Raw genomic sequence first — 23,385 nt, 5'->3', positions numbered from 1 at the left:
GAGCAGTTAAGGTCTGATCCTGTCCGTATCTGTATGCGAGGCTGGACGGATGGCGACGCCGACAGAACGCGCACTGCAGTTGCTCTCGCTCTTGCAAGGAGGAGGCGAGCTGCTCGCCGACATGCTCGCTCGACGACTCGAGGTGAGCGAACGCACGGTACGGCGTGATGCCAGGCGATTGCGCGATCTCGGATATGACGTGAGCGCCCGGACAGGTCCTGGCGCGAGTTATCGGCTGCGCCCGAGCGTGAAGATCCCGCCGCTGCTGCTCAGCGAGGATGAGATCGCCGCAGTCGCGGTCGGACTCGGGATGCTCGCCGCGTGGGAGCCCGCCGATGAAGCCGCCGCATCCGCGGCCGCCAAGCTGACGTCGTTGCTGCCGCCGCGGCTGGCGCGGCGGGCGCGCGCCGTGTCCCTGTCGACCCAGGTGCTGCACGCGGATCGTCCGGCGATCGACATGGCCACGATGGGGGTGCTCGCCGATGCTGTCGCGAACGCGACGCGGGTGCGGTTCGCCTAAAGGGACAGCCGCGAGCGTGCGTCGCTGAGGCAGGTGGAGCCGTACCGGCACGTCCTGCGGGGCAATCGCTGGTACCTCGTCGGTTTCGACGTGGATCGGGATGCCTGGCGATTGTTCCGACTCGATCGCATCCGTGACGCCGAGAGCGGGTCTGAGCGTGCGGCGGAGCGGACCTTTCCCGAGGAGTCAGTGGAGCAGTGGTTGGCGACCGACTTCGGTCGTGAGCCGAAATCCCCCGTCGGGGACGACGTGAGGTCGTCCCCGACGGGGGATCGGCGAGGGCGGTGACGAGCGCGTAGGCGCCCGCAACGGGTGGCTAAGCGTGTCCCTGCACCTGCTGCTCGACGGCGAGGGGAATGTCCTGCTCGTCGACCTGCCAGTCGCCGGTCGCGAGGTAGACCACCTTCTTCGCGACGGCGACCGCGTGATCGGCGAAGCGCTCGTGGTAGCGGCTGGCGAGCGTCGCGTCGACCGTCGCCGTCGCCTCGCCCTTCCAGTTGTCGCTGAGGACCTTCTCGAAGACGGTCGCGTGCAACTCGTCGACATCGTCGTCCGCGTTGCGGATGATGTCGGCGTAGCGGAGGTCCTGCGTGCGCAGCAGTTCGGACAGGGTGCGGGAGATCTCGACGTCCAGCTCGCCCATCTTCACGAAAGTGCCCTTGAGGCCCTTCGGGATGGCGCGCTCGGGGAAGCGCAGTCGGGCGAGCTGCGCGATGTGCTCGGACATGTCGCCCATGCGCTCCAGCGAGGCGCTCACCCGGAGTGCCGTCACCACGATGCGCAGATCGCGCGCGACCGGCTGCTGACGGGCGAGGATCTCGATGGCCTGCTCGTCGAGGGTGATGGCGAGGGCGTCGATGTTGGCGTCGTCGGCGATGACCTCTTCGGCCAACGCCACATCGCTCGTCGCGAACGCCCGCGTCGCCTTGTCGATCGAGATCGTGACGAGGTCCGCGATCTCGACGAGCTTGGACTGCAGATCCTCGAGGGACTGGTGGAAGACTTCGCGCATGGCGGCGCAACCTTTCATTCATGTCTCGACGGGCGTCATCCGGCCGAGAGGTTGGGCTGAGCTGCCGCACAGGCCCGAAGCGATTCTGTGCCTCGAAGGTTAACGAACGGTGCCCAGCATATGAACAGTACTTCGCTGACCGCGTGGATGGCCAGGAAACCCGTCAGCGGCCCGGTGAACACACTCTACGCTTGAGCCATGAGCACGCCGCAGATCGCCCTGATCGCACTGGCCATCGGCCTGGTCATCGGTGTCGGCCTGTCGATGATCGTGGTGTGGGCGTACCGCGCCAGAGCTCGCGCCGAGGAAGAGACCTCGGTCGTCATCCCCGACGGTGTCGCGGACGTGCTGCGCAGCATGGATGACGCCGCCTGCGTCGTCGACACGTCGGGGCTCGTGCTCGCGCGGTCGCATGCCGCGACCCGCTTCGGAATCGACGTCGGTGCGAATCTGGAGAATCAGGAGCTGCGTCAACTGGTGCGCAGTGTGCGGTCGACGGGGGGAACCGATACCGAGACGATGCGGATCACCCGCGGCGGACTCAGTCTCGATCCCCGCCTCGTCTCAGCCAGGGCGAGCGTGCTCGGCTCACGATTGATGCTGCTGATCATCCGCGACGTCACGGAGCAGGAGCGCCTCGATCAGATGCGTACCGACTTCGTGGCCAACACCAGTCACGAGCTGAAGACGCCGGTCGGTGCTGTCAGTCTCCTCGCCGAGGCGATCGAGTCCGCGGCAGACGATCCCGCCCAGGTGCGGATCTTCGCTGCGCGGATCCTCGCCGAGGCGACCAGGCTCGGACAGCTCACCGGCCGCATCATGAGCCTCTCCCGCCTGCAGGCGGCAGACGGCCTCGCAGAGGTGAATCCGGTCGCGATCGACGAGGTGATCACCGCCTCGATCGAAGCGAACGGCGTGCAGGCGGATTCCGCGGGCGTCGAGCTCACCCGTGGCGGCGACCGCGGCGTGTGGGTGCGCGGTGATGCGCAGATCCTCATCGAAGCGGTCGGCAACCTCATCGCGAACGCCATCGTCTACTCGCCTCGCGGTTCGCGCGTCGGCGTCGGGGTCAAGGCCGACGGCGACATCGTGGAGATCGCCGTCGCGGATCAGGGCATCGGCATCTCGGAGACCGATCGCGAGCGCATCTTCGAGCGCTTCTACCGCGCCGACGAGGCCCGCTCCCGGCGCACCGGCGGCACCGGCCTCGGCCTGTCGATCGTCAAGCACGCGACGCAGCGCCACGGCGGCGAGGTGCTCCTGTGGTCGCGGCCGGGACGCGGCTCCACCTTCACCATCCGGCTGCCGCGCATCGATGCGCCGGAGTTCGTCGACCTGGACCAGAAGCGCAAGAAGCGCGAGAAGAAGCAGGCACGCAAAGCGGCGAAGGCCGCCAAAGCTGCCGTATCCGCGCGCACCCGAAACGGAGAACTCATATGACCCGCATCCTTCTCGTCGAGGACGAGCCCGATCTCGCCGACCCGCTCGCCTATCTGCTGCGCCGCGAGGGGTACGAGGTCGAGATCTCGGAGGACGGTCCCGGAGCCCTCACCGCCTTCCGCGAGCGCGGCGCGGATATCGTGCTTCTCGATCTGATGCTCCCGGGGATGCCGGGAACCGAGGTGTGCCGTCAGATCCGCTCGACCTCGGCCGTGCCGATCATCATGCTCACGGCCAAGGACTCCGAGGTGGACATCGTGGTCGGGCTCGAACTCGGCGCCGACGACTACATCACGAAGCCGTACTCTTCACGGGAGTTGCTCGCGCGAATGCGCGCGGTGCTGCGCAGAGTCGTGCAGGCCGAGAGCGAGCTCGACGAGCGTGTGCTGGACGGCGGGCGCGTGTCTCTCGACATCGACCGCCACACGGTCACGGTTGCGGGCGACCTGATCAACATGCCGCTCAAGGAATTCGAACTGCTCGAGGTCCTGATGCGCAATTCCGGGCGGGTGCTCACGCGCGGTCAGCTCATCGATCGCGTGTGGGGGAGCGACTACTTCGGCGATACGAAGACGCTCGACGTGCACATCAAGCGCATCCGTTCGCGCATCGAGGTCAACCCTGGCGAGCCGGTGATGCTGGTCACGGTTCGCGGGCTCGGATACCGCTTCGAGGGCTGAGGGCCAGCCCTCGCGGGCGCGCTCCGCGCCCGATCAGACGAGAAGAGGCCGGTCACCCCGTGGGGTGCCGGCCTCTTCTTTCGTTCTGGAAGGTCAGTTCGAAGGAGCGGACGTCGCGGTGTCGGTCGGCACCGGTACGGGGGTGCTCTCCGGCACGGACACCGGCTTCGCCTCGGAAGGCACCAGGTCTGCGTAGTAGGGGAGGGATCCGTCCAGCACGGGAATCTCGGCCTTCGTGCCGGTGGAATCTCCGGACTGGAAGTGGATCTCGACCGTGGAGCCGGGCATGCTGTCGAGGTCGATGATGCGTAGCGGCTCCGCGTCGGCGCCGAGGCTGATCGTCTCGCCGGCCGAGACGGTGACCACGAACGGGGCGATGCCCGCGAGCGTGATCGTCATCGTGGCGCGCTCTTCGGTGGGGTTCACGATCGCACCGACGAGGTTGCCGATGGAGCCGTCCTCGGTGGCGACGATGAAGGCGTTGCGGACGACGAGAGGGCCGTCGGCGTCGGAGACGTTCACGCCGTCGGACGAGGGATACTCGATCGTCGTCGCCTGAGGCGTGAGGAAGGTGCACCCCGTTGCGCCGAGAAGAACGAGGGCGCTGACAGCAGCAGAGGCGACAAGGCGCGATTTCACGGGTCCTCCTGAGGTCCGGCGGGGTGTCCGTGATCCATTCTATGGGTATGCGCGCGGGGGATCGGAGACGATGAGGCGCGAACCTTAGCGCATATCCCCTGTGGTATCCTTGAGGTTGCCGAAAGGACACGTTTTTATGCTTTTTGAGGTTGGCGAAACAGTCGTCTATCCGCACCATGGGGCCGCGACCATCATCGAGGTCAAAGATCGCATCATCAAGGGCGAGACGAAGAAGTATCTGAAGCTCAACGTCACGCAGGGCGACCTGATCATCGAGGTACCGGCGGAGAACGTCGACCTCGTCGGCGTCCGCGATGTGATCGGCAAGGAGGGCCTCGACCATGTGTTCGAGGTGCTGCGTGCCCCGTTCACCGAGGAGCCGACGAACTGGTCGCGCCGTTACAAGGCGAATCTTGAGAAACTCGCCTCCGGCGACGTGATCAAGGTCAGCGAGGTCGTGCGCGACCTGTGGCGTCGCGATCAGGACCGCGGCCTGTCCGCGGGTGAGAAGCGGATGCTGGCGAAGGCTCGCCAGATCCTCATCTCCGAGCTCGCACTCGCCGAGAAGGTCGACGAAGACAGGGCCGGTGCCGTGCTCGACGAGGTTCTCGCCTCGTAACGACCGGGACTTTTCTTGAAGAGGGCGGATGCTTCGGCATCCGCCCTCTTCGTCGTTTCCGGTCGCCGCCGGTAACGTGTGCGTGTGACTCTGCTTCCCGTGCCCCACGTGGCCATCATCGTCGTCGCGGCCGGCTCCGGCACCCGCCTCGATGCGGGTGCACCCAAGGCTTTCGTCGGCATCGACAGCCGCCCGATCCTCCGGCACGCGCTCGACGGCGTCTTCGCGGCCGCACCCGCACAGGTGATCGTCGTCGCCCCCGCCGGATTCGAGGGGGATGCCGAGACCGAACTGCTCGCAGCTGCGGGCGGGAGGAGCGATCTCGGCCGTGTCGTCACGGGCGGTGGCACGCGTCAGGAGTCGGTAGCGGCGGGGCTCGCCGCGCTCTGGGGCGACGTGACGACCGTGCTCGTGCATGATGCGGCGCGAGCGTTGACGCCGTCGTCGCTCATCGACGCCGTCGCCGCCGCCGTGACGGACGACACGGGAGTCATTCCCACGCTGCCGGTGGTGGACACCCTCAAGAAGGTCGACGGCGGCGCGGTCGTCGGTGCCGTGGACAGGTCGGAGCTCGCTGCGGCGCAGACGCCGCAGGGGTTCCCGCGCGGACACCTCGAATCCGCCTACGCGGCGGCTCTCGCCTCGGGCGCGGAGTACACCGATGATGCAGCGCTGTTCGCCGCAGCGGGCCACGCTGTTCGGCACATCGACGGGGCGGCGCGCGCGTTCAAGATCACCACCCCTGCCGATCTGGTGCGCGCTCGGCAGCTGCTGTCCGCGGCTCCGGCCCCCGCCGCCGCGATCCCGCGCGTCGGCATCGGCACCGACGTGCACGCATTCGGAGGCGAGGGGAATCTCTGGCTCGCCGGTCTCGAGTGGCCGGGGGAGCAGCCGCTGTCCGGACACTCCGACGGAGATGCGGTCGCCCACGCGATTGTCGACGCCCTGTTGGGGGCGGCGGGACTCGGCGACATCGGAGAGCATTTCGGCACGGCCCACCCCGAGTACGCGGGCGCGCACGCGGAGGTCTTCCTAGCCCGCACCCGGGACCTGCTGGCGGACGCGGGGTTCACGATCGGGAACGTCTCCGCGCAGTTCCAGGGCAACCGCCCGCGATTCAGTGCTCGTCGATCGGAAGCGGAACAGGTGCTCTCTGCCGCGCTCGGCGGAGTGCCGGTGTCGGTGACCGCGACGACGACCGACGGGCTGGGATTCCCTGGGCGAGGCGAGGGCATCTCCGTGACAGCCATCGCGATGGTGTACCCGGCCGAGGAGTCCCGATGAACGAGCTCTCCTTCCGACAGCCGCGCCGCACCCTCATCCTGGTGCTCGGCCTGGCGTACCTGGTCGTGGTGCTCACGCTGATGATCATCAACTTCGATGCGCTCGCCGAGATCGTCAACGACATGGCCGCAGGTGGTGCGAAGGGCACCGGGATGCTCGTCGGAGCGGTCGTCTTCATCCCGCTCATCGCGCTCGCCGCGGTGTCGATGCAGCGCGTGCACCTGCGTCGCGATGCCGACACTCTCACGGTGCGGATCGGGAGTGCGGAGAGGCATCTGCGCAACGGCGACATCGCGCGGTACACGGTGAACACCCCGCGGGTGGGCACCATCCGGCTGCTGGCGCTCGACGGTTCGCTGATTCAGGAGTTCAACCCGCGAATGCAGGATTACCAGCGAGTGCTGGAACTGGTCGATCAGGGCGGTCGGTACGCCGAAGTCGAACGACGCACCGCCTTCCGCGGCAGGGTGAACGTCGTCACCTACGAGCGGTCACCGCGGCCGGTATCACCGCCGCGCTGAAGGGCGCGGGACACACTCAGGGGACGAGCGAGCGGGCCGAGTAGGCTTGAGCGGTGACTCTCCGCCTCTACGACACCCGCGCACAGCAGCTGCGCGACTTCGTGCCGCTCGACGCCGGAAACGTCACGATGTACGTCTGCGGTCCGACGGTGCAGTCCGGCCCGCACATCGGGCACGTCCGCGCCGCGCTGAGTTTCGATCTGCTGCGCCGCTGGCTCGAGCGCCGTCATGGCCGTGTGACCTTCGTGCGCAACGTCACCGACATCGACGACAAGGTACTGGCGAACCATACGGACGCCGAACCGTGGTGGGCGCTCGCCTTCCGGTTCGAGCAGGAATTCACCGCCGCATATGCCGCCGTCGGCATCCTCGCGCCCACCTATGAGCCGAGGGCGACAGCATCCGTCCCGCAGATGCAGGACATTATCGCGGCGCTCATCGAGCGCGGTCACGCGTACCCTGCATCCGATGGTTCGGGGGACGTCTACTTCGACGTGCGTTCCTGGGCCGACTACGGCTCGCTCACCAACCAGTCGGTCGACGCGATGGAAGCCGCGCAGGACGCGGACCCGCGCGGAAAACGCAACCCGCAGGACTTCGCCCTCTGGAAGGGTGCGAAATCGGACGAGCCGGCAGATGCGACCTGGGCATCGCCCTGGGGCGCTGGGCGGCCCGGCTGGCACATCGAGTGCTCGGCCATGGCGAAGCGCTATCTCGGCGCGGAGTTCGACATCCACGGCGGTGGTCTCGATCTGCGCTTCCCGCACCACGAGAACGAGCTGGCCCAGTCGACGGCTGCCGGCGACGGATTCGCTCGATACTGGGTGCACAACGGCCTGGTCAACGTCAACGGTCAGAAGATGTCGAAATCGCTCGGCAACTTCACGCTTGCCGCCGACGTGCTGACCGCGCACGACCCGCTCGTCGTGCGTTACGCGCTGGCCGCTGCGCACTACCGGTCGAACATCGACCTGTCGGATTCGTCGTGGGCAGAGGCGGAGGCGGCGATCGGGCGCATCCGCGCGTTCCTCGAGCGGGGAACGCGAATGGCGAAGCCGGGCTGGGGTGAGGCCAAGGAAGGTCTTCCGAACGAGTTCGTCGAGGCGATGGATGACGATCTCTCCGTTCCTCGCGCTCTGGCGGCGATCCACAACAGCATCCGCTCCGGCAATGCTCTCCTCGACGCGGGGGAGCACGCCGCAGCGAGACAGGATGTGATGGACGTCACTCAGATGACGAACATCCTCGGAATCAATCCGCTGTCGCGAGAGTGGCGAACGACGGACGGCGGACCATCCGCCTCCGCGCTCGACACCCTCGTGCAGACGATGATCACCCAGCGTGCACAGGCACGCGCAGACAAGGACTGGGCTGCGGCTGACCGCATCCGCGACGCGATCGCGGCTGCGGGCATCACGCTCGAAGACGGCCCGGACGGAACACATTGGAGTATCGATGGTTAAGCCTCAGCGCCCCGGCGCAAGCAACGGCAAGAAGAAGGGCCCGCTGAAGGGCACCGGTGGCCTCGGCCGCAAGGCGCTCGAAGGGCGCGGACCGACTCCGAAGGCGGAGGACCGCGCCTGGCACCCCGCGGGGAAGCGCAAGGCGGCGGCCGAGCGTTTCGCGGCCTCGGGTGGCAAGGGCAAGCCGGGCGCACGTTCGTCATCCGGCGGCAGCCCGAACCGCTCCGCTCGTGCGAAGGACAACACCTCCGACACCGAGACGGTCACCGGGCGCAATTCCGTGCTCGAGGCGCTCCGTGCGAAGATCCCGGCGACGGCGTTCTACATCGCGCAGCGCGTGGAGATGGACGACCGCGTCAAGGAGATGCTGTCGATCGCCACGAACCGCAACATCCCGGTGCTCGAAGTCACCCGACAGGAACTCGACCGGATGGCCGGCTTCGACGGTGTGCACCAGGGGGTCGCCCTGAAGGTTCCGCCGTATGAGTACGCGCACCCGCAGGACCTGCTCGAGAAGGTCATCAGCCGCGGCCAGGTGCCGCTGTTCGTCGCACTGGACGGGGTCACCGACCCGCGCAACCTGGGCGCGATCATCCGTTCGGCCGCCGCTTTCGGCAGCCAGGGGATCATCCTCCCGCAGCGTCGCTCGGCCGGCGTCAACTCGGCAGCCTGGAAGACGAGCGCCGGAGCGGCAGCCCGCATTCCGGTCGCGCTCGCGACGAACCTGACGACCCAGCTCAAGGAGTTCAAGAAGCAGGGCGTCTTCGTGCTCGGCCTCGACGGCGACGGCGACGTCTCGCTCCCGGATCTTGAGCTCGCCGACCGGCCCGTCGTGATCGTCGTCGGTTCCGAGGGCAAGGGCCTCTCGCGCCTGGTCACCGAGACCTGCGACCAGATCGTCTCGATCCCGATCAACGCGGCGACCGAATCGCTGAACGCCGGTATCGCGACCTCTGTCGCGCTCTACCAGGTCGCCACGATCCGCGCCGCCCGCTAGAAGCACACCCTCCCGAAAGGAAACCGCATGGCTCGCATCGTCGTCCTCGGAGGAACCGGCTACGCCGGCCGCCACATCGTCTCCGAGGCGGTGAGTCGAGGGCATGAGGTGATCTCGGTCTCCCGGTCGACGCCGTCGGACCCGGTCGACGGCGCCCTGAGCGTTCAGGGATCCGTACTCGATCTCGCCTCGCTCGGCGACGTCTTCGACGGGGCGGATGCGGTCGTCTCGTCTCTCTCGCCGCGCGGTGACATGGAGCACGAGATGCTCGGTGTGGTCTCCAGCCTGATCACGAGGTTCACCGGCACAGCCACCCGGCTCGGTGTGGTCGGCGGCGCCGGTGGCAGCCTTGTCGCGCCTGGTGGCCCTCGGCTCTTCGACCAGGGTTTCCCCGAGGAGTACAAGCACGAGGCTCAGGTAGGTATCGACTCGCTCGCACTGCTGGAAGGGGCGGATGCCGGGCTGGACTGGTTCTTCATCCATCCGGCCGAGGTGTTCGGACCGTGGGCCGAGGGTGAGCGAACCGGGCGCTACCGCGACGGTGGCGACGTGATCGTCCGCGACGCCGAGGGCCAGTCGTTCATCTCGGGAGCGGACTTCGCGATCGCAGTCGTCGATGAGATCGAGCAGCCGAAGCACCGCCGCGGGCGGTTCACCGTCGGCTACTAGACGAGATCGCGCCAGTCGACGTCGTCCTCGTCGTCGCCGGACACCGGCGTCGCACCGGTGATGACCGGGAGGCTCATGGTCTCGGTCGGCGGCCCCATGATCGTGGCCTCGTCGCGACGGTGCCGCAGCACATCGTTGATGTAGCTCGTCAGCACTTCGGCCAGGGGCACGGCGCGGCCCTGCGCCTGGGAGAGGTACCACCGGTGCTCCAGCACCTGGTGAAACACCTCGGCCGGCTCCAGCTTCGCCCGTAGCTCGTACGGGATCGCGCGCACGACCGGCTCGAACACGCGCGTCAGCCACTCGTGCGCGTACATCTCCTCGTCCACCCACTGCTTGGTCGAGCGGGCACGGAACTCGTCCAGATCGTTCAGCAGTCGACGGGCCTGGTTCTCCTCGACGTCGAGTCCGGTGAGCCGGATCAAGCGGCGCTGGTGGTGCCCGGCATCCACCACCTTCGGCTGGATCTCGACGAGAGTGCCATCCGCAGTCGTCGACATCGACATCTCGTCGATGTCGAAACCGAGAGCGTTGAGGCGCTCCACCCGCTCGGTGATCCGCCACGTCTCGGCGGCGGCGAACGACTCACCGGCGGTGAGTGCCGCCCAGAGCGAGCGGTACGACGACACGAGGCCATCGGCGATCGCGACGGCATCGACGCCGTGCTCGAGACGGCCGCCGGCAGCCAGGTCCATGATCTCGCCGGCGATGTTCGTCCTGGCGATGTCCAGATCGTACGCGCGCTGCCCGTCGGTGAGACCTTCCTCGTGCAGCTCTCCGGTCTCGGCATCGACCAGGTAGGCGGCGAATGCGCCCGCGTCGCGTCGGAATAGGGTGTTCGACAGCGAGACGTCTCCCCAGTAGAAGCCGACGTTGTGCAGCCGGACCAGGAGCAGCGCGAGGGCATCGACGAGGCGGGTGGCGGTGTCTGGGCGGAGCACGCGGGTGAACAGCGCACGGTACGGCATCGAGAAACGGAGATGCGAGGTGACCAGGGCCGCGGGGAGAGGTTCGCCCGCCGTATCCGTCCGCCCGGCGATCACCGCGACGCGACTCACGCACGGCACGTCGAGGCGTCCGAGATTGCCGAGCATGTCGTACTCGCGCTGCGCCATCTCCGCCGTCGTCTCCTTGACGGCGATGACCCGCCCGGACAGATCCGCGAAGCGCACCAGATGACGCGAGAGACCCTTCGGGAGAGAAACGATGTGCTCCGAGGGCCATTTCGCCAAGGTGATCGACCAGGGCAGCGATAGCAGTCCGGGGTCGACGGTGCTGGCGGTGATCCTCAGTGCATCCTGCATGTGCTCTCCGGGGTGAAACGACGCGGCGCGGACGACCCGAGGGTCGCCCGCGCCGCGAGGGGTGTGGAATTCAGGAAGCCGAAGACGACGAGATGACCGGCTTGTCGTTCAGGCGCTCGCCCGACTCGATGTCGAACGCGTGCACGTGACCAGCGGACGCCGCGAGCGTGACCGTCTCGCCGGCGTTCGGGTGGCTGCGGCCGTCGACGCGTGCGACGAGGTCGGCGCGCTTGCCGTTGATCTCGGTGTGTCCGTAGAGGTAGCCGTCTGCGCCGAGCTCCTCGACGAGATCGACGACGACGGACAGGCCCTTGCCGTCTGCTGGTCCGACGACGATGTCCTCGGGACGCACGCCGACGGTGACCTGGCTGCCGTGTGCACGGCCGACGGTGTCGCGCTCGAGCGGAACGACCTCGGTTCCGAACCGGACGCCGCCTTCGGCGAGGTCGGCGCTGAACAGGTTCATCGCGGGCGAGCCGATGAAGCCGGCGACGAAGACGTTGTTCGGCTTCTCGTACAGGTCACGGGGCGTGCCGACCTGCTGGAGGAGACCGTCCTTGAGGACCGCGATGCGGTCACCCATCGTGAGCGCCTCGGTCTGGTCGTGCGTGACGTAGACGGTGGTGACGCCGAGGCGGCGCTGCAGCGACGCGATCTGCGTGCGGGTCTGCACGCGGAGCTTGGCGTCGAGGTTCGACAGCGGCTCATCCATGAGGAAGACCTGCGGCTGGCGGACGATGGCACGGCCCATGGCGACGCGCTGACGCTGACCACCGGAGAGCGCCTTCGGCTTGCGCGTCAGGTAGTCCTCGAGGTCGAGGAGCTTCGCAGCCTCGAGAACGCGGGTGGCCCGCTCGTCCTTGTTGACGCCGGCGATCTTGAGCGCGAAGCCCATGTTTTCGGCGACCGTCATGTGCGGGTACAGCGCGTAGTTCTGGAAGACCATCGCGATGTCGCGGTCCTTCGGCGGCACGTCGGTGACGTCGCGGTCGCCGATGAGGATGCGACCCGCGTTGACCTCTTCAAGGCCCGCGAGCATGCGGAGCGACGTGGACTTACCGCAACCGGAGGGGCCGACCAGGACGAGGAACTCGCCGTCTCCGACCTCGAGGTTCAGCTTGTCGACTGCGGGACGGGTGCCGCCGGGGTACAGGCGGGTCGCGTCGTCGAATGTTACAGATGCCATTATTGTTTCTCCTCACCGGCAGGTACGTGCCGGACGATCCGTTGTGATGGAAGCGGTGGAGTGACCCACCGGGACCCTTCTTTGGGTCGCGATCAGTATTGCATGAAACGGCGCACCTGGGTATTTCCCAGCCAGCCTGGTTAACATCGAAACCGGCCGCCTACGCGCGGCGATCGCCGCCCCGTACGGCGATCGGGGTCCCGCCCCCACGAGACTTCAAGAGGAACGATGTCGAGCGACGAAACGCCGAACGTCCCCACGCCGCGCAACTCGCGCGAGGCCGTGCGGGAGAAGGCACAGCAAGTGCACGCGCAGCAGAGCAGGGCGCGCATGATGCGACGGATCATCATCGGTGCCGTCGCGCTCGTCGCCGTCGGTGCGATCGGAACCGCCGTCGCGATGGCCGTGAACTCCACGGTGAGCAAGCCGCAGCTGACGCCGACCGGCATGGACGGCGACGGCGTAGCCGTCACCGAGATCAACGCCGCCGGAGCATCCGACGCGGCAGCCTCGCCAACACCCGCGCCGGACGAGGCAGGGCAGACCGAGACCCCGACGCCCGAGCCGTCCACCTCCGGACAGGTCGACATCCACATCTACGTCGACTACCTGTCGCCCGGTGCGGGCGAGTTCGAGCGCGCCAACGCCCGCCAGCTGGCGAGCTGGATCTCGGAGGGCGCCGTGACGGTGACCTATCACCCGGTGTCGCTGCTCACCGCGAGCTCGAACGGCACGAAGTACTCCCTGCGTGCTGCGGCCGCCGCGGCGTGCGTGGCCACGCATTCCCCGGAGCAGTTCTACGCGTTCAATCACGACCTGCTCAACGACCAGCCCGAAGTGGACAGCGACGGGCTCTCCGACGTCGAGCTCGCCGACCTCGCGGGCGCTGTCGGAGTCGACAACGCCAAGGCTGTGCGCTCCTGCATCGAACAGCAGGACTTCCTGACCTGGGCGAAGGACGCGACGGCTCGGGCGCTCGAAGGCCCCCTCGCCGGGTCGGACGATCTCGTGCTCACCTCGGCGCCGATGGTCGTCGCGAACGGTGAGGCCTATGTCGGCGCCCTCAAGGATCCGGCCGAGTTCTCGCAGTTCATCCTCACCGTCGCCAGCGATGCCTACTACGCGACGCCGACACCGGCGCCGAACGCCACGGGAAGCCCGGCCCCGACGGAAACCCCCGCGCCGTAGAGCGTGGGCCCTGGCGGCTCGGTCCGCGTCGCTTGTCGTAGACTCGGTGACGCAACGGCCCAGCGCGCCGCTCGCCGACTTAGCTCAGCTGGTAGAGCACCTGTCTTGTAAACAGGATGTCACGGGTTCGAATCCCGTAGTCGGCTCTGACGTCTCGTGGCAGGAGCGGAGCGATGGAGATCGAGACCGGAGCAGCACTCGCGGAGATCGCGGCCGAGCTCTACTCCGCTCCGCCCGCCGACTTCACCACGGCGCGGAACTCTCGTGCCGCAGAGATCGGCGATCACGATCTCGCCACCCAGGTGCGCGCACTCCGGAAGCCGTCGATCGCCGCCTGGGCGGTCAACGTCTTCGCACGGGAGCGTGCGAGTGAACTCGGCGAAGCCCTCCAGCTCGCAGAGGAGCTGCGAGAGGCGCAGGCGGACCTCGATGCGCCCACCCTGGCGGCGCTGGGGCGCCAACGGCGCGCACTCACCGGGCGGCTCGCAGAGCGGGCGGCGGAACTGGCCACGACGCGCGGAGCGCAGATCTCCGCCAGCACTCTGGACGCCATCCGCCAGACGATCACCGCCGCCTTCTTCGACCCGGATGCGGCGCGTGCCGCCGCATCCGGTCGGCTCATCCGCGAACTGGAGCCGTCCAGTCCCATCGATCTGGCCGCTTCGGTCGCCGGGGGACTCCCGGACTCGCCTCCCGCTCCGCCGGTGCCGGTGGATGAGGTTCGAGCGCGTCGGGAACGCAGGCAGGCCGAGCAGGCGGTTCATACGGCCGAGCGGGAACTGGCCAGCGCCGAACGCGACCAGGGGAAGGCCGACCGCGATGTCCGCGACACCGCACGGCGCGCCGCGCAACTTTCGGCACGGGCGGCCGAGCTCGAGGCCGAACTCGCACGCGTGCGCGCCCAGATCGAGAACGCGGGAGCAGAGATGGCCCGCGCCGAAGAGCAACAGGGGATCGTGCAGGAGCGCCTCGCATCAGCCGAGCGCGCGATCGAGGACGCCCGCAAGGCCCTCGAGCACCTGTAGGGCGCGGCGAACACCGTCGAGGTCTACTCGGACGGCGGCATCGCCTCGTCGCCGACGTAGCCCAGACGGTGGGCGAGGATGACGGCGTGGATGCGATCGCGCGCGCCGAGCTTGGTCAGCACCCGCCCGACATGCGTCTTCACGGTGGATTCGCTGACGTAGAGGGTCTCGCCGATCTCGGCGTTGGTCATCCCGCGTGCGATCGCCAGGAACACCTCCCGCTCCCTTTCGGTGAGCGATTCGGTGACGGGATCGTCGCCGACGTCTGCTGTCGCCGTTGCCGTCCCCAGCCTCGGCGATACGTGTTCCAGCAACATGCGTGTGATCCGCGGCGACAGGGCTGCGTCGCCGCGGTGCACCGCCCGCACAGCGGAGGTCAGTTCGTGACGCTGGGCATCCTTCAGGAGGAATCCGCTGGCTCCGGCGTGGATCGCCCCGAAGGCGTACTCGTCGAGGTCGAACGTGGTCAGCACCAGCACGCGGCTGGCCGGATGCTCTCGCACGATCGCCTCGGTCGCAGCGATTCCGTCCAGCCCCGGCATCCGGATGTCCATCAGCACGACATCCGGCTGCAGCAGCGCGGCCTCCGCGATGGCCGCGTTGCCGTCACCGGCCTCCCCGACCACGACGATGTCAGGCTCGGCTTCCAGCACCATACGGAATCCCACTCGGATGAGTTCCTGGTCGTCGACGAGCAGAACTCGGATCGGCTCAGACATCGGCGCTCCTGCTCTGCGCGGGTTTGCCCTGCGCGGGTTTCTGTACGGGGTTCCGGGCAGGCAGGGTGGCCCGCAGTCGCCATCCTCCACCATCGGTCGGTCCGAACTCGATTCGACCCCCCGCATGCGCGACGCGTTCGGATAGTCCGTGCAGCCCGAAGCCCGCTTCGCCCTCAGCGGGGGAGACGCCGTCGTTGGTGACCTCGATCGACACCTCTTCCTCGGTGTGCACGACGCGCACGTCGATCCTGGTCGCGTGGCGCGCATGGCGCATCGCGTTCGTGACGCCTTCCTGCACGATCCGGGAGATGGCGTGAGAAAGAGTGGACTCATCGGACGCCGCCCCGGACACGCTGAGCGTCACCGGGTATCCGGCGCGCTGCGCTGCCGACACGGTCTCGAGGGGCGACGGCGCCTGCATCGGAGCGAGGGGCAGCGAAGAGGCTCCGGTGGAGTCGTCGCGGAGCACACCCAGCATCGCGCGCATCTCGGCGAGTGCAGTTCGTGCGGTCGCTGCCGTCGCGGCGGCGGCACCCCTGGCGCGTTCGACATCCGGCGTCGCGGCCGCGCCCTCCGAGAGCGCCACGATCACCGTGAGCGAGTGCGAAACGATGTCGTGCATCTCGCGTGCGATACGGGCGCGTTCGGCAGCCGCGGCGAGCAGTGCCTGCTGGTCACGCTCCACCAGGAGTTGGCGAGAGCGCTCGATGAGCGCGGCGAGGTATCGCTTGCGTTCGCCGACATTGGCGCCGAACAGCGTGCCGATCAGGCCGAGGACGATCGTCGCCAGCAGGCTGTTGATGGCGCTCTGGAACGCGAGGCCGCCGGTGAGCACAAGGACCGCCGCGTACACGGAGAGCAACCCGAGACCGATGCCGAGCGACGTCCACGCGGCCCGGTTCGACACGTACACGGCCATCGAATAGCAGGCGGCGATGATCAGGGGCGATCCGCCGGCCAATTCGAGCGGGAGCAGGATCGCTTCTGCCACGAATGCCGCGATGAGAGGAATCAGCGGTCGCGAGCGTCGCAGCAGCAGCGTCGCATTCGCCGCGACCAGCACTGCCGCCATCACGAAGGGCGCCGGGATGGGTGTCTCACGCACCAGGAAACCGACCGGTCCGATATGCCCGATCAGGCAGAACAGGGCGATGAGGATGTCAGCGAGGCGCGGATGCCGCGCCCAGAATCGGCGGAACACTCCGGGCGTACGCGGCAGCCGCAGCTCCTCGTCCTCACGGATCGAGTCGCTGCGGCTGCGCGGGGAGGTCACGACGAGACTCTACGCGTCGCGGGTGCGCAGCGACGCCCAGGCGCCGATCATGCTGGCGGCGACCCAGCCGGCGAGAGTCAGGTAGGCCACCGGAGTTTCGAGCGCCGCACCCTCACCGGGGAGGATGGCGCTCTGCGCGGCGACCATCGGGAGGTAGTTCGCGAGGTCGAGGATCCACGCCCAGCTCTCCCCGCCGAAGGAGAACATGCTGGCGACGATGGGGAGCACGAACAGCACGCCGACGGTCGCGGCGATCGCACCGGCTCCGGAGCGCAGCATGTACCCGAATCCGACGCCGATGAGAGCGAACACGGCCATCGCCAGCGAAGCGACGATGATCGGAAGGATCGTCGCCTCCGGGGAGGACCAATCGAGCACGACGTCGTTCGGGGCGCCGACAGCGGTCACGACGAACGCGGCGATCGTGAAGATGACGAGCGACGCGATGAACAGGAACGCGGCGATCACGACGGCCTTGGCCGCGAGGGCGGCTCCGCGCACCGGATTGGCGGTGAGCGTGGAGCGGATCATGCCGGTCGAGTACTCGCCGGTGACGGAGATCGCGCCGAGGATCCCGGCGAGCAGCATCGTGAACTGGATGGGGCTGACGACGGCTTGGATCGCGTCGAACCCGGGCACATCGGCTGAAGCCGCGATGAGGGCGGCGATGCCGACCGTGAGGACACCGGTGATCGCGATCGACCACCAGGTGGAGCGGAGCGTGGCGATCTTGATCCACTCCGACCGCACCAGGCGGACGAAGGTCACGCTGTGACGGTCGGCCGCGACGTGGCTGGAACGGGTGAGCTGGACTGCGGCGGTCATGCCACGACCTCCTCGAGCGGGGCGCCGGCTTCCGACGCGGTGCGGGTGCGGTATTCGACGGCATCCCCGGTGAGCGCGAGATACGCGTCCTCCAGGGAGCCGCTGGTCGGTGTCAGCTCATGCAGCGGGATGCCGCGATCCGCGGCGAGATCGCCGATGCGCGCGGCGGTGAGGCCCACGATCTCGAGCAGATCGGGCTCGACGCTGACGACCTCGACGTCGGCGCCGTTCACCGCTGCGGCGAGGTCGCCGGTACGGGGGGTGCGCACGCGCACGGTGCTGCGGGTCCAATCGCGCACCAGTTGGTCAAGCGGTGCGTCCGCGAGCACTCGGCCGCGACCCATCACGATCACGTGATCGGCTGTCTGCGCCATCTCGCTCATCAGGTGGCTGGAGAGCAGGACAGTGCGTCCCTCGGAGGCGGCGTGCCGCACGAAATGGCGCACCCACAGCACACCTTCGGGATCGAGGCCGTTCACCGGCTCGTCGAGGATCAGCGTGTGCGGATCGCCGAGGAGGGCAGCGGCGATGCCGAGGCGCTGACCCATGCCGAGCGAGAATTTGCCCGCGCGCTTGTTGCCCACCGATGTGATGCCGGCGAGGTCGATGACCTCGTCGACGCGGGATGCGGAGATGCCGTGGGTCGCCGCCATCGCACGAAGGTGGTTCCGCGCGGTGCGGCCGGTGTGCACGGCTTTCGCGTCGAGGAGCACACCGACCTCGGTGAGGGGGGCGCGCAGCTTGCGGTACTCCCGGCCGCCGATCGTGGCGCGTCCGGCGGTCGGCCGGTCGAGGCCGACGATCAGGCGCATGGTGGTGGACTTCCCCGCACCGTTCGGGCCGAGGAAGCCGGTGACGCTCCCCGGTCGGACGGTGAACGACACGTCCTGGACGGCGGTCTTGTCTCCGAACCGCTTCGTGAGGCCTTCTGCTGTGATCATGCTTCCACGCTAGGAGGCCTCATCCGTCCACCGCATCCTCCGCAGGTACCGTCTCTCTGCGCCGTGCGGGTTTTCGTGGCGGGGACTGTCAGGCCGGCGGGCGCCCGAAGAGGGCAGGATCCACCGGACGCAGCCTGCGCGGGAGATTCTCCACCACGAGAAGGTACGACTCGGTCACGAGTTCGGCGATCAGGTCGGCCTCGAGTGTGGTCCCCGGCGTCAGCGTGATCCAGTGCTTCTTGTTCATGTGGTACCCGGGGACGATGTCGGCGAATGTCTCACGCAGTGCCACGGCATCGTCGGGGTGGGATTTGAGAGTCACTCGGCCGGTGCCGTCCAGCGGTGCCAGCAGGAAGACCCGGCCTCGCACCTTGTAGACGTCCCATTCGGGCCCGAAGGGGTTCTCCCGCTCGGATCCGGGGAGTTCTTCGGCGCGCGCCGAGGCGAGGGCGATCAGCTCTGCAGCATCCAAGGCGCTCAGAAGAGCCGCTCCGTTCCCTTGTCGTCGGTGCGCGGCACCGCGGTCACGCGCTCATCGAGGGATGCCGCGGCCAGCAGCGCCTCGTCGATGAGCTCGCGATCACCCTGCGCCGACAGCCAGTCGCGCGCGAACGGCGTCGGGATCAGCACGGGCATCCGGTCGTGGATGCTCGCCAGGTGTTCGGGCGCCGGGCGCATGACGACCGAATAGCAGGTGAACCATTCGCCGTCGGCGGTGCGTCCGCGCTGCGTGACGGCGGCCATGCCGAAGAGGGCGCCGCCCCCGAGGCCGAACTCGTGCCACACCCGCTCGGGCTTCTTCATCTCGTACCAGCCGGTCGCCGGAACGATCGCACGCGACCGCAGGCTCCCCGGGCGTTCCTGAAGTCGTTCGGAGCGGGTGTTGATCGAGGGGAACCGCGAGGGGGCTCCGTCGATCAAGAAGCCCCACCATGCGGGCGCCACCGTGATCTCGCCGTCGGCATCGACGAGGATCGGATTGAGGTTCCGGAGGTTCTTGCCCGTCGGTCTCAACGTCTCGCCGGCATTCTCCGCGGCCCAGGTGCGAAGCCCTTCGAGGATATCCTCGTCAGCTTCAGCAATGAGTTCCGCATCGGTGAACCGGGGATCCAGGCCGTAGCTCGCGCACATGCACATAGGGTAGCGCCGACCTCCGACACGCGCTCGGGTAGGGTCGATGCGTGACCGAGAAGCGCGTGCTGGCCGCCCCGGTGGCTCTCGGCGGAGCCGTCGCGATCGGTGCGATGACGGCCATTCAGGCGCGCATCAACGGCGTTCTCGGCGTCCGGGTCGATGACGGAATCGTCGCAGGGCTCGTCTCCTTCACCGTCGGTCTCATCGTGTTGATCGCCGTCATTCCGTTCATCCCTTCGGCGAGGGCCGGCGTGGCACGGCTGTGGAGTGGTGTACGCGAGCGGAGGATCCCGTTCTGGATGCTGCTCGGCGGCGCCTGCGGCGCTCTCACCGTCTCCACCCAGGGCCTCACCGCAGGAGTTCTCGGGGTGTCGCTGTTCACGGTCGGCGTGGTCGCCGGGCAGACCCTGCACGGATTGATCCTCGATCGGATCGGCTTCGGGCCGGCCGGCGTCGTCGCCGTCACTCCCGGACGGGTTCTCGGCGGGGCGCTCGCGCTCGCCGCGGTCGGGATCTCGCTCAGCGGCGACGTGCTCGCGACCGCTCCGCTGTGGATGCTGCTGCTGCCCTTCGCCGCGGGCGTCGGGATCGCCTGGCAGGCAGCGACCAACGGGCGCCTCGCCCAGCGTGTGCAGTCTCCGATGGCCGCGACCCTGACGAGTTTCATCGCGGGGACAGTCGCGCTCGCCCTGGCGGCGTCGGTCAGCGTGTCCATCCGCGGACTGCCGGATGCTCTTCCGGCGGAGCCCTGGCTGTATCTCGGCGGTTTCCTCGGGTTCGCCTACATCCTGCTCGGCGCGTTCATCGTCGGCCAGACCGGCGTGCTCTTGATGGGGCTCGGCTCGGTGCTCGGGCAGCTCACGACGTCGGTGGTGATCGACCTGCTCTGGCCCGCCGTCTCCGGGCCAGAGCCGTGGCAGCTCATCGCCATGGTGGTCGTCGCCGTGGCATCCGTGGTCGTCGCCGTTCCGTGGCGCCGTCGCCGCCGTTGATCGAGGTTCCGCGAGGAGCCCGAACCTACTTCTTCTTGGACTTCTTCGGCATCCGGGAGACGAGTCGCCGCGCGTCGACGGGCTTGCGTCGTCCTGCCTTCTTGCCCGCAGGCTTGCCGCCGACGTAGAGCCAGCCGAGCAGTTCCTCATCCTTCGACAGGCCGTGCGCCTTCGCGACCGCCTTCGATCGTGTGGAGTGACCGGTGCGCCAGAAGACGCCCCAACCTGCATCGTCCAGCAGCAGGCTCAGCATGTGCGCGACACCGGAGGCGACGGCCTCCTGCTCCCAGCGGGGCACCTTGCTGCTCTTGCGGTAACTGGCGACGACGGCGATCAGCAGCGGCGCACGCAGCGGCTTCGACGACGGCGACTTGTCGCCTTCGGCCTTCGCGATCGCCGCGGCCAGCACCTCGCGATCGGCACCACGCAGTTCGATCAGGCGCCACGGGCGCAGCGACGAGTGGTCGGCGACGCGTCCGGCAGCAGCGACGAACGTCAGCAGCTCCTCGCGCGACGGCGCATCGCCGGTGACCTTCGACCAGGACTGTCTTGTCCGAACGGCATCGAGAACACTCACGACTCGTCCGGAGTGAAGTTCATCGCGATCGAGTTCATGCAGTAGCGGTCGCCGGTCGGTGTGCCGAACCCATCGGGGAACACGTGCCCGAGGTGCGACCCGCAGTTCGCGCAGCGCACCTCGGTGCGCACCATGCCGAGCGTCGCGTCCTCGATGAGCTCGACCGCCTCCGGCCTGATCGACTCGTAGAAACTCGGCCAGCCGCATCCGGAGTCGAACTTGGTGCCGCTCTTGAACAGCTCCGCACCGCACGCGCCGCAGGTGTAGAGGCCTGAGCGCTTCTCGTCGAGCAGCTCGCCCGTCCAGGCGCGTTCCGTCGCGGCCTGACGCAGCACCGCGTACTGCTGGTCGCCGAGCTCTCGGCGCCACTCGTCTTCGGTCTTGTCCACGCTGTACGGCATGAGTCCTCCTGTGTCCCCTCTATTCTCTCGCGTCTGCGATCGTGGCGGGCCACGCGCGGGAGAATGGAACCATGACGGATGCGGTGCGACTTCGCTACCTGCGGTTCGCGCAGGAGGAGGCGCCGGGCCGGAGCGAGTTGTACGCGGAGTGGGCGTCCGGTGTCGCCGACGATGCGGAGCTGCAGACCCTCCTCGCGCGGATCCCCGAGACGCGACGCCAGCCTCCCCTGGTCTTCGCGGTCACGCGGATGCTCGGCGCCGCACTCACCGGCTATCCGGCCTGGCGCGCCTTCGCCCTCGACCACGCCGAGGAGATCGTCGCGGAATGCGGGCGCAGGCAGCTCCAAACCAATGAGCCGCTGCGTCTCGCGGCATTGCTGCCGGTGCTGTCGGAGATCCCCGGCCCCATCGCGCTGCTCGAGTTGGGTGCGGCGGCCGGGCTCTGCCTGTATCCGGACCGGTACTCCTACCGCTTTACCGCCGAGGACGGATCGCTCCGCGCGGCGCTCAACCCGGAGGACGGTCCGTCTTCCGTGGTGCTGGAGAGTACGGTGACCGGCGCGCTTCCGACACTGCGGATGCCGGAGATCGTCTGGCGTGCCGGCATCGATCTTGCGCCGCTGGACGCCCGCGACGATCGTGATCGACGGTGGCTCCGAGGGCTGGTCTGGCCGGGGGAGGAGGGGCGTGAAGAGCGGATCGCGGCCGCCCTCGACATCGCTGCGTCCGATCCGCCGCTCCTGGTCGCCGGCGACGCCGGGGAGCGGCTGCGTGCGCTCGCCGATGAAGCCCCGGCGGGGGCGACGCTGGTGATCAGCACGCCCGGCGTGCTCGTGCACATCCCGCGTGCCGACCGGCTCGCGCTCGTCCAGGACATCCGTCGGCTGCCTGCGAGATGGGTAACGATCGATCCTCCCGGCCTGCTCGACGTCTGGGAGCCTCCCGTCGACGCCGACACCTGGCCCGGCTTCGTCGTCGCCCTCGACGCCGCGGTCCGGGCGTCCGCCGACCCGTTGGGCCGCTGGTGGGAGTGGCGCGCGGGCCACGCCGCGGATTCGTCCTAGCCTGGAGCCATGCTCGGAGACCTGACGGAGCGCGACCGCGCGATCCTCGCGCTCGAGGCCGCGTGGCCGCGACACGGTGGTGCGAAGGAAGAGGTCATCCGCACGCAGCTCGGGATGAGCGCTGCACGGTACTACCAGCTGCTCACGCGACTGATCGATTCCGATGTCGCGCTGGAATACGATCCGATGCTGGTCCGGCGGCTGCGCCGCATCCGCGACTCGCGCGCCTCCCGTCGTGCGGCCCGGATTCCGGGTTTCGTGAGCTGAACGCGGAGGCTTCGCCCGATCGGACGAGCCCTGCCCGATGCGGATTCGCAGACGGGTGCCGCTAACATCGAGGGGTGCCCCAGCCCACTCGAGATCGCTTCGACGACGTTCCCCGTACCTCCGGACGCGTCGGAGCACACCGTGCCGAAGCCCCGGGCATGAACGGATGGGTCGTGCTGCTGTGGTCGTTCGTCGCCGCACTGGTGCTCATCATCGGCGGCATCTTCGTCGCCCTGGTCATGATGGGCCGCATCACCCTCTTCCCCGAGGCTGAGCCGAGCGTCGCACCGACCCCGGTGGAGACCGGGATCGTCGACACGACCTATTCGGTGATGATTCTCAACGCGACCCCGGAGGAGGGTCTGGCCACGCAGATGCGGGAGACGCTGCTGAACAGCGGGTGGGCCGCGGACGTCGTCTACGCGACTGACAGCGACAGCCAGGATTTCCCCACGACCACGGTCTACTACGTCGCAGACGACGACGAGCTCGCGGCGATCGGACTAGCCGGTCTGCTCGGCGGCGCCGAGGTGCAGCAGAGCGATGTCTACGCAGGGCTCAATGAGACGGACCAGAAGCAGCTGGCCGTCGTGATCGGGCTGGACCGTTCGACGACGCCGCCCGAGACTCCTGCGGAGTAGCACC

The 23,385-nt window shown here is 68.3% G+C and carries 27 protein-coding genes, 1 tRNA gene and 1 pseudogene; 17 read left to right on the top strand and 12 right to left on the bottom strand.

Annotated features, from left to right (window positions below; all coding sequences use genetic code 11):
- The first annotated feature begins 49 nt into the window (after window positions 1-49).
- Window positions 50-520, top strand: a complete 471-nt coding sequence (locus MRBLWH12_RS08940; RefSeq protein ID WP_363548297.1) for a helix-turn-helix transcriptional regulator — start codon at window positions 50-52, stop codon at window positions 518-520.
- Between the two features lie 21 nt (window positions 521-541).
- Window positions 542-808: pseudogene (locus MRBLWH12_RS08935) on the top strand (WYL domain-containing protein); the annotation flags it as partial.
- 28 nt (window positions 809-836) lie between these two features.
- Here the strand turns inward: MRBLWH12_RS08935 and phoU are convergent.
- Window positions 837-1,532, bottom strand: a complete 696-nt coding sequence (gene phoU, locus MRBLWH12_RS08930) for a phosphate signaling complex protein PhoU (protein ID WP_363548295.1) — start codon at window positions 1,530-1,532, stop codon at window positions 837-839.
- A 198-nt stretch (window positions 1,533-1,730) separates the two neighbouring features.
- On the opposite strand from phoU, the gene MRBLWH12_RS08925 reads away from it, so the two are divergent.
- A complete protein-coding gene (locus tag MRBLWH12_RS08925; RefSeq protein WP_363548293.1) occupies window positions 1,731-2,972 on the top strand; it encodes a sensor histidine kinase in 1,242 nt (413 codons plus the stop codon).
- Window positions 2,969-3,652 carry a response regulator transcription factor gene (locus tag MRBLWH12_RS08920; protein WP_341973906.1) on the top strand — a complete coding sequence of 228 codons (684 nt, stop codon included), beginning with the start codon at window positions 2,969-2,971 and terminating at the stop codon, window positions 3,650-3,652. The genes MRBLWH12_RS08925 and MRBLWH12_RS08920 overlap by 4 nt, the downstream gene beginning before the upstream one ends.
- Before the next feature lie 93 nt (window positions 3,653-3,745).
- Here MRBLWH12_RS08920 and MRBLWH12_RS08915 read toward each other — a convergent pair whose 3' ends face one another.
- Entirely contained in the window at window positions 3,746-4,291 is a 546-nt protein-coding gene (locus MRBLWH12_RS08915; protein WP_363548291.1) for a DNA modification methylase, read from the bottom strand.
- 136 nt (window positions 4,292-4,427) lie between these two features.
- On the opposite strand from MRBLWH12_RS08915, the gene MRBLWH12_RS08910 reads away from it, so the two are divergent.
- The 6 genes from MRBLWH12_RS08910 to MRBLWH12_RS08885 all read left to right on the top strand — a co-directional run bounded on the left by MRBLWH12_RS08910 (window position 4,428) and on the right by MRBLWH12_RS08885 (window position 9,844).
- Window positions 4,428-4,910 (top strand): CarD family transcriptional regulator, encoded by a 483-nt coding sequence (locus MRBLWH12_RS08910; RefSeq protein ID WP_341973908.1) that lies wholly within the window; start codon window positions 4,428-4,430, stop codon window positions 4,908-4,910.
- Between the two features lie 84 nt (window positions 4,911-4,994).
- Window positions 4,995-6,194, top strand: a complete 1,200-nt coding sequence (gene ispD / locus MRBLWH12_RS08905) for a 2-C-methyl-D-erythritol 4-phosphate cytidylyltransferase (protein ID WP_341973909.1) — start codon at window positions 4,995-4,997, stop codon at window positions 6,192-6,194.
- Entirely contained in the window at window positions 6,191-6,715 is a 525-nt protein-coding gene (locus tag MRBLWH12_RS08900; protein ID WP_341973910.1) for a hypothetical protein, read from the top strand. Before ispD ends, MRBLWH12_RS08900 begins: the two co-directional genes overlap by 4 nt.
- A 53-nt stretch (window positions 6,716-6,768) precedes the next feature.
- On the top strand, window positions 6,769-8,178 hold the full coding sequence (gene cysS, locus MRBLWH12_RS08895; protein WP_363548288.1) for a cysteine--tRNA ligase: 1,410 nt from the start codon (window positions 6,769-6,771) through the stop codon (window positions 8,176-8,178).
- Complete coding sequence (gene rlmB / locus MRBLWH12_RS08890) at window positions 8,171-9,175, top strand: 23S rRNA (guanosine(2251)-2'-O)-methyltransferase RlmB (RefSeq protein ID WP_341973912.1); 1,005 nt, start codon at window positions 8,171-8,173, stop codon at window positions 9,173-9,175. The genes cysS and rlmB overlap by 8 nt, the downstream gene beginning before the upstream one ends.
- 27 nt (window positions 9,176-9,202) lie before the next feature.
- Window positions 9,203-9,844: an NAD(P)-dependent oxidoreductase gene (locus MRBLWH12_RS08885; RefSeq protein WP_363548286.1), complete on the top strand. Its 642-nt coding sequence runs from the start codon at window positions 9,203-9,205 to the stop codon at window positions 9,842-9,844.
- Here the strand turns inward: MRBLWH12_RS08885 and MRBLWH12_RS08880 are convergent.
- On the bottom strand, window positions 9,841-11,148 hold the full coding sequence (locus MRBLWH12_RS08880; protein ID WP_363548284.1) for a DUF4032 domain-containing protein: 1,308 nt from the start codon (window positions 11,146-11,148) through the stop codon (window positions 9,841-9,843). The two genes, MRBLWH12_RS08885 and MRBLWH12_RS08880, sit on opposite strands and share 4 nt — an antisense overlap.
- A 70-nt stretch (window positions 11,149-11,218) precedes the next feature.
- Window positions 11,219-12,334 carry an ABC transporter ATP-binding protein gene (locus MRBLWH12_RS08875; protein WP_341973915.1) on the bottom strand — a complete coding sequence of 372 codons (1,116 nt, stop codon included), beginning with the start codon at window positions 12,332-12,334 and terminating at the stop codon, window positions 11,219-11,221.
- Window positions 12,335-12,562: 228 nt separating this feature from the next.
- Here MRBLWH12_RS08875 and MRBLWH12_RS08870 point away from each other — a divergent pair, with 228 nt between their 5' ends.
- The 3 genes from MRBLWH12_RS08870 (at window position 12,563) to MRBLWH12_RS08860 (ending at window position 14,547) form a co-directional block, all read left to right on the top strand.
- Complete coding sequence (locus tag MRBLWH12_RS08870) at window positions 12,563-13,522, top strand: DsbA family protein (protein ID WP_363548282.1); 960 nt, start codon at window positions 12,563-12,565, stop codon at window positions 13,520-13,522.
- A 73-nt stretch (window positions 13,523-13,595) separates the two neighbouring features.
- Window positions 13,596-13,668, top strand: a tRNA-Thr gene (locus MRBLWH12_RS08865).
- 27 nt (window positions 13,669-13,695) lie between these two features.
- A complete protein-coding gene (locus MRBLWH12_RS08860) occupies window positions 13,696-14,547 on the top strand; it encodes a transposase (RefSeq protein ID WP_363548280.1) in 852 nt (283 codons plus the stop codon).
- Between the two features lie 23 nt (window positions 14,548-14,570).
- Here MRBLWH12_RS08860 and MRBLWH12_RS08855 read toward each other — a convergent pair whose 3' ends face one another.
- The 6 genes from MRBLWH12_RS08855 to MRBLWH12_RS08830 form a co-directional block, all read right to left on the bottom strand.
- Window positions 14,571-15,266, bottom strand: coding sequence for a response regulator transcription factor (locus tag MRBLWH12_RS08855; RefSeq protein ID WP_363548278.1), 696 nt, complete (start codon window positions 15,264-15,266; stop codon window positions 14,571-14,573).
- Window positions 15,259-16,539 (bottom strand): sensor histidine kinase, encoded by a 1,281-nt coding sequence (locus tag MRBLWH12_RS08850; protein ID WP_363548276.1) that lies wholly within the window; start codon window positions 16,537-16,539, stop codon window positions 15,259-15,261. Before MRBLWH12_RS08850 ends, MRBLWH12_RS08855 begins: the two co-directional genes overlap by 8 nt.
- A 9-nt stretch (window positions 16,540-16,548) precedes the next feature.
- Window positions 16,549-17,364, bottom strand: coding sequence for an ABC transporter permease (locus tag MRBLWH12_RS08845; protein WP_363548274.1), 816 nt, complete (start codon window positions 17,362-17,364; stop codon window positions 16,549-16,551).
- The gene (locus MRBLWH12_RS08840; RefSeq protein WP_341973922.1) at window positions 17,361-18,305 is read right to left on the bottom strand and encodes an ABC transporter ATP-binding protein; all 945 of its coding nucleotides are present in this window, start codon (window positions 18,303-18,305) and stop codon (window positions 17,361-17,363) included. The genes MRBLWH12_RS08845 and MRBLWH12_RS08840 overlap by 4 nt, the downstream gene beginning before the upstream one ends.
- A gap of 88 nt (window positions 18,306-18,393) precedes the next feature.
- Window positions 18,394-18,777: an MmcQ/YjbR family DNA-binding protein gene (locus tag MRBLWH12_RS08835; RefSeq protein ID WP_363548272.1), complete on the bottom strand. Its 384-nt coding sequence runs from the start codon at window positions 18,775-18,777 to the stop codon at window positions 18,394-18,396.
- 5 nt (window positions 18,778-18,782) lie between these two features.
- Complete coding sequence (locus MRBLWH12_RS08830) at window positions 18,783-19,436, bottom strand: SOS response-associated peptidase family protein (protein ID WP_363548270.1); 654 nt, start codon at window positions 19,434-19,436, stop codon at window positions 18,783-18,785.
- An 80-nt stretch (window positions 19,437-19,516) separates the two neighbouring features.
- On the opposite strand from MRBLWH12_RS08830, the gene MRBLWH12_RS08825 reads away from it, so the two are divergent.
- The gene (locus MRBLWH12_RS08825) at window positions 19,517-20,431 is read left to right on the top strand and encodes a DMT family transporter (protein ID WP_363551333.1); all 915 of its coding nucleotides are present in this window, start codon (window positions 19,517-19,519) and stop codon (window positions 20,429-20,431) included.
- A 25-nt stretch (window positions 20,432-20,456) separates the two neighbouring features.
- On the opposite strand, the gene MRBLWH12_RS08820 is transcribed toward MRBLWH12_RS08825, so the two are convergent.
- A complete protein-coding gene (locus MRBLWH12_RS08820) occupies window positions 20,457-21,008 on the bottom strand; it encodes a nitroreductase family protein (RefSeq protein WP_363548268.1) in 552 nt (183 codons plus the stop codon).
- Window positions 21,005-21,409, bottom strand: a complete 405-nt coding sequence (msrB, locus tag MRBLWH12_RS08815) for a peptide-methionine (R)-S-oxide reductase MsrB (protein WP_341973927.1) — start codon at window positions 21,407-21,409, stop codon at window positions 21,005-21,007. Before msrB ends, MRBLWH12_RS08820 begins: the two co-directional genes overlap by 4 nt.
- 71 nt (window positions 21,410-21,480) lie before the next feature.
- Here msrB and MRBLWH12_RS08810 point away from each other — a divergent pair, with 71 nt between their 5' ends.
- From MRBLWH12_RS08810 to MRBLWH12_RS08800, 3 genes are all read left to right on the top strand, one after another.
- Window positions 21,481-22,473 (top strand): DUF2332 domain-containing protein, encoded by a 993-nt coding sequence (locus MRBLWH12_RS08810; protein ID WP_363548266.1) that lies wholly within the window; start codon window positions 21,481-21,483, stop codon window positions 22,471-22,473.
- Between the two features lie 9 nt (window positions 22,474-22,482).
- Window positions 22,483-22,740, top strand: a complete 258-nt coding sequence (locus tag MRBLWH12_RS08805) for a DUF3263 domain-containing protein (RefSeq protein WP_341973929.1) — start codon at window positions 22,483-22,485, stop codon at window positions 22,738-22,740.
- A gap of 74 nt (window positions 22,741-22,814) precedes the next feature.
- Entirely contained in the window at window positions 22,815-23,381 is a 567-nt protein-coding gene (locus MRBLWH12_RS08800; RefSeq protein WP_363548263.1) for a LytR C-terminal domain-containing protein, read from the top strand.
- Window positions 23,382-23,385: the final 4 nt, after the last annotated feature.

Origin of the sequence: Microbacterium sp. LWH12-1.2, assembly GCF_040675825.1 — a bacterium.
GTDB lineage: Bacteria > Actinomycetota > Actinomycetes > Actinomycetales > Microbacteriaceae > Microbacterium.
This window is presented reverse-complemented; position numbering and strand designations above follow the sequence as displayed.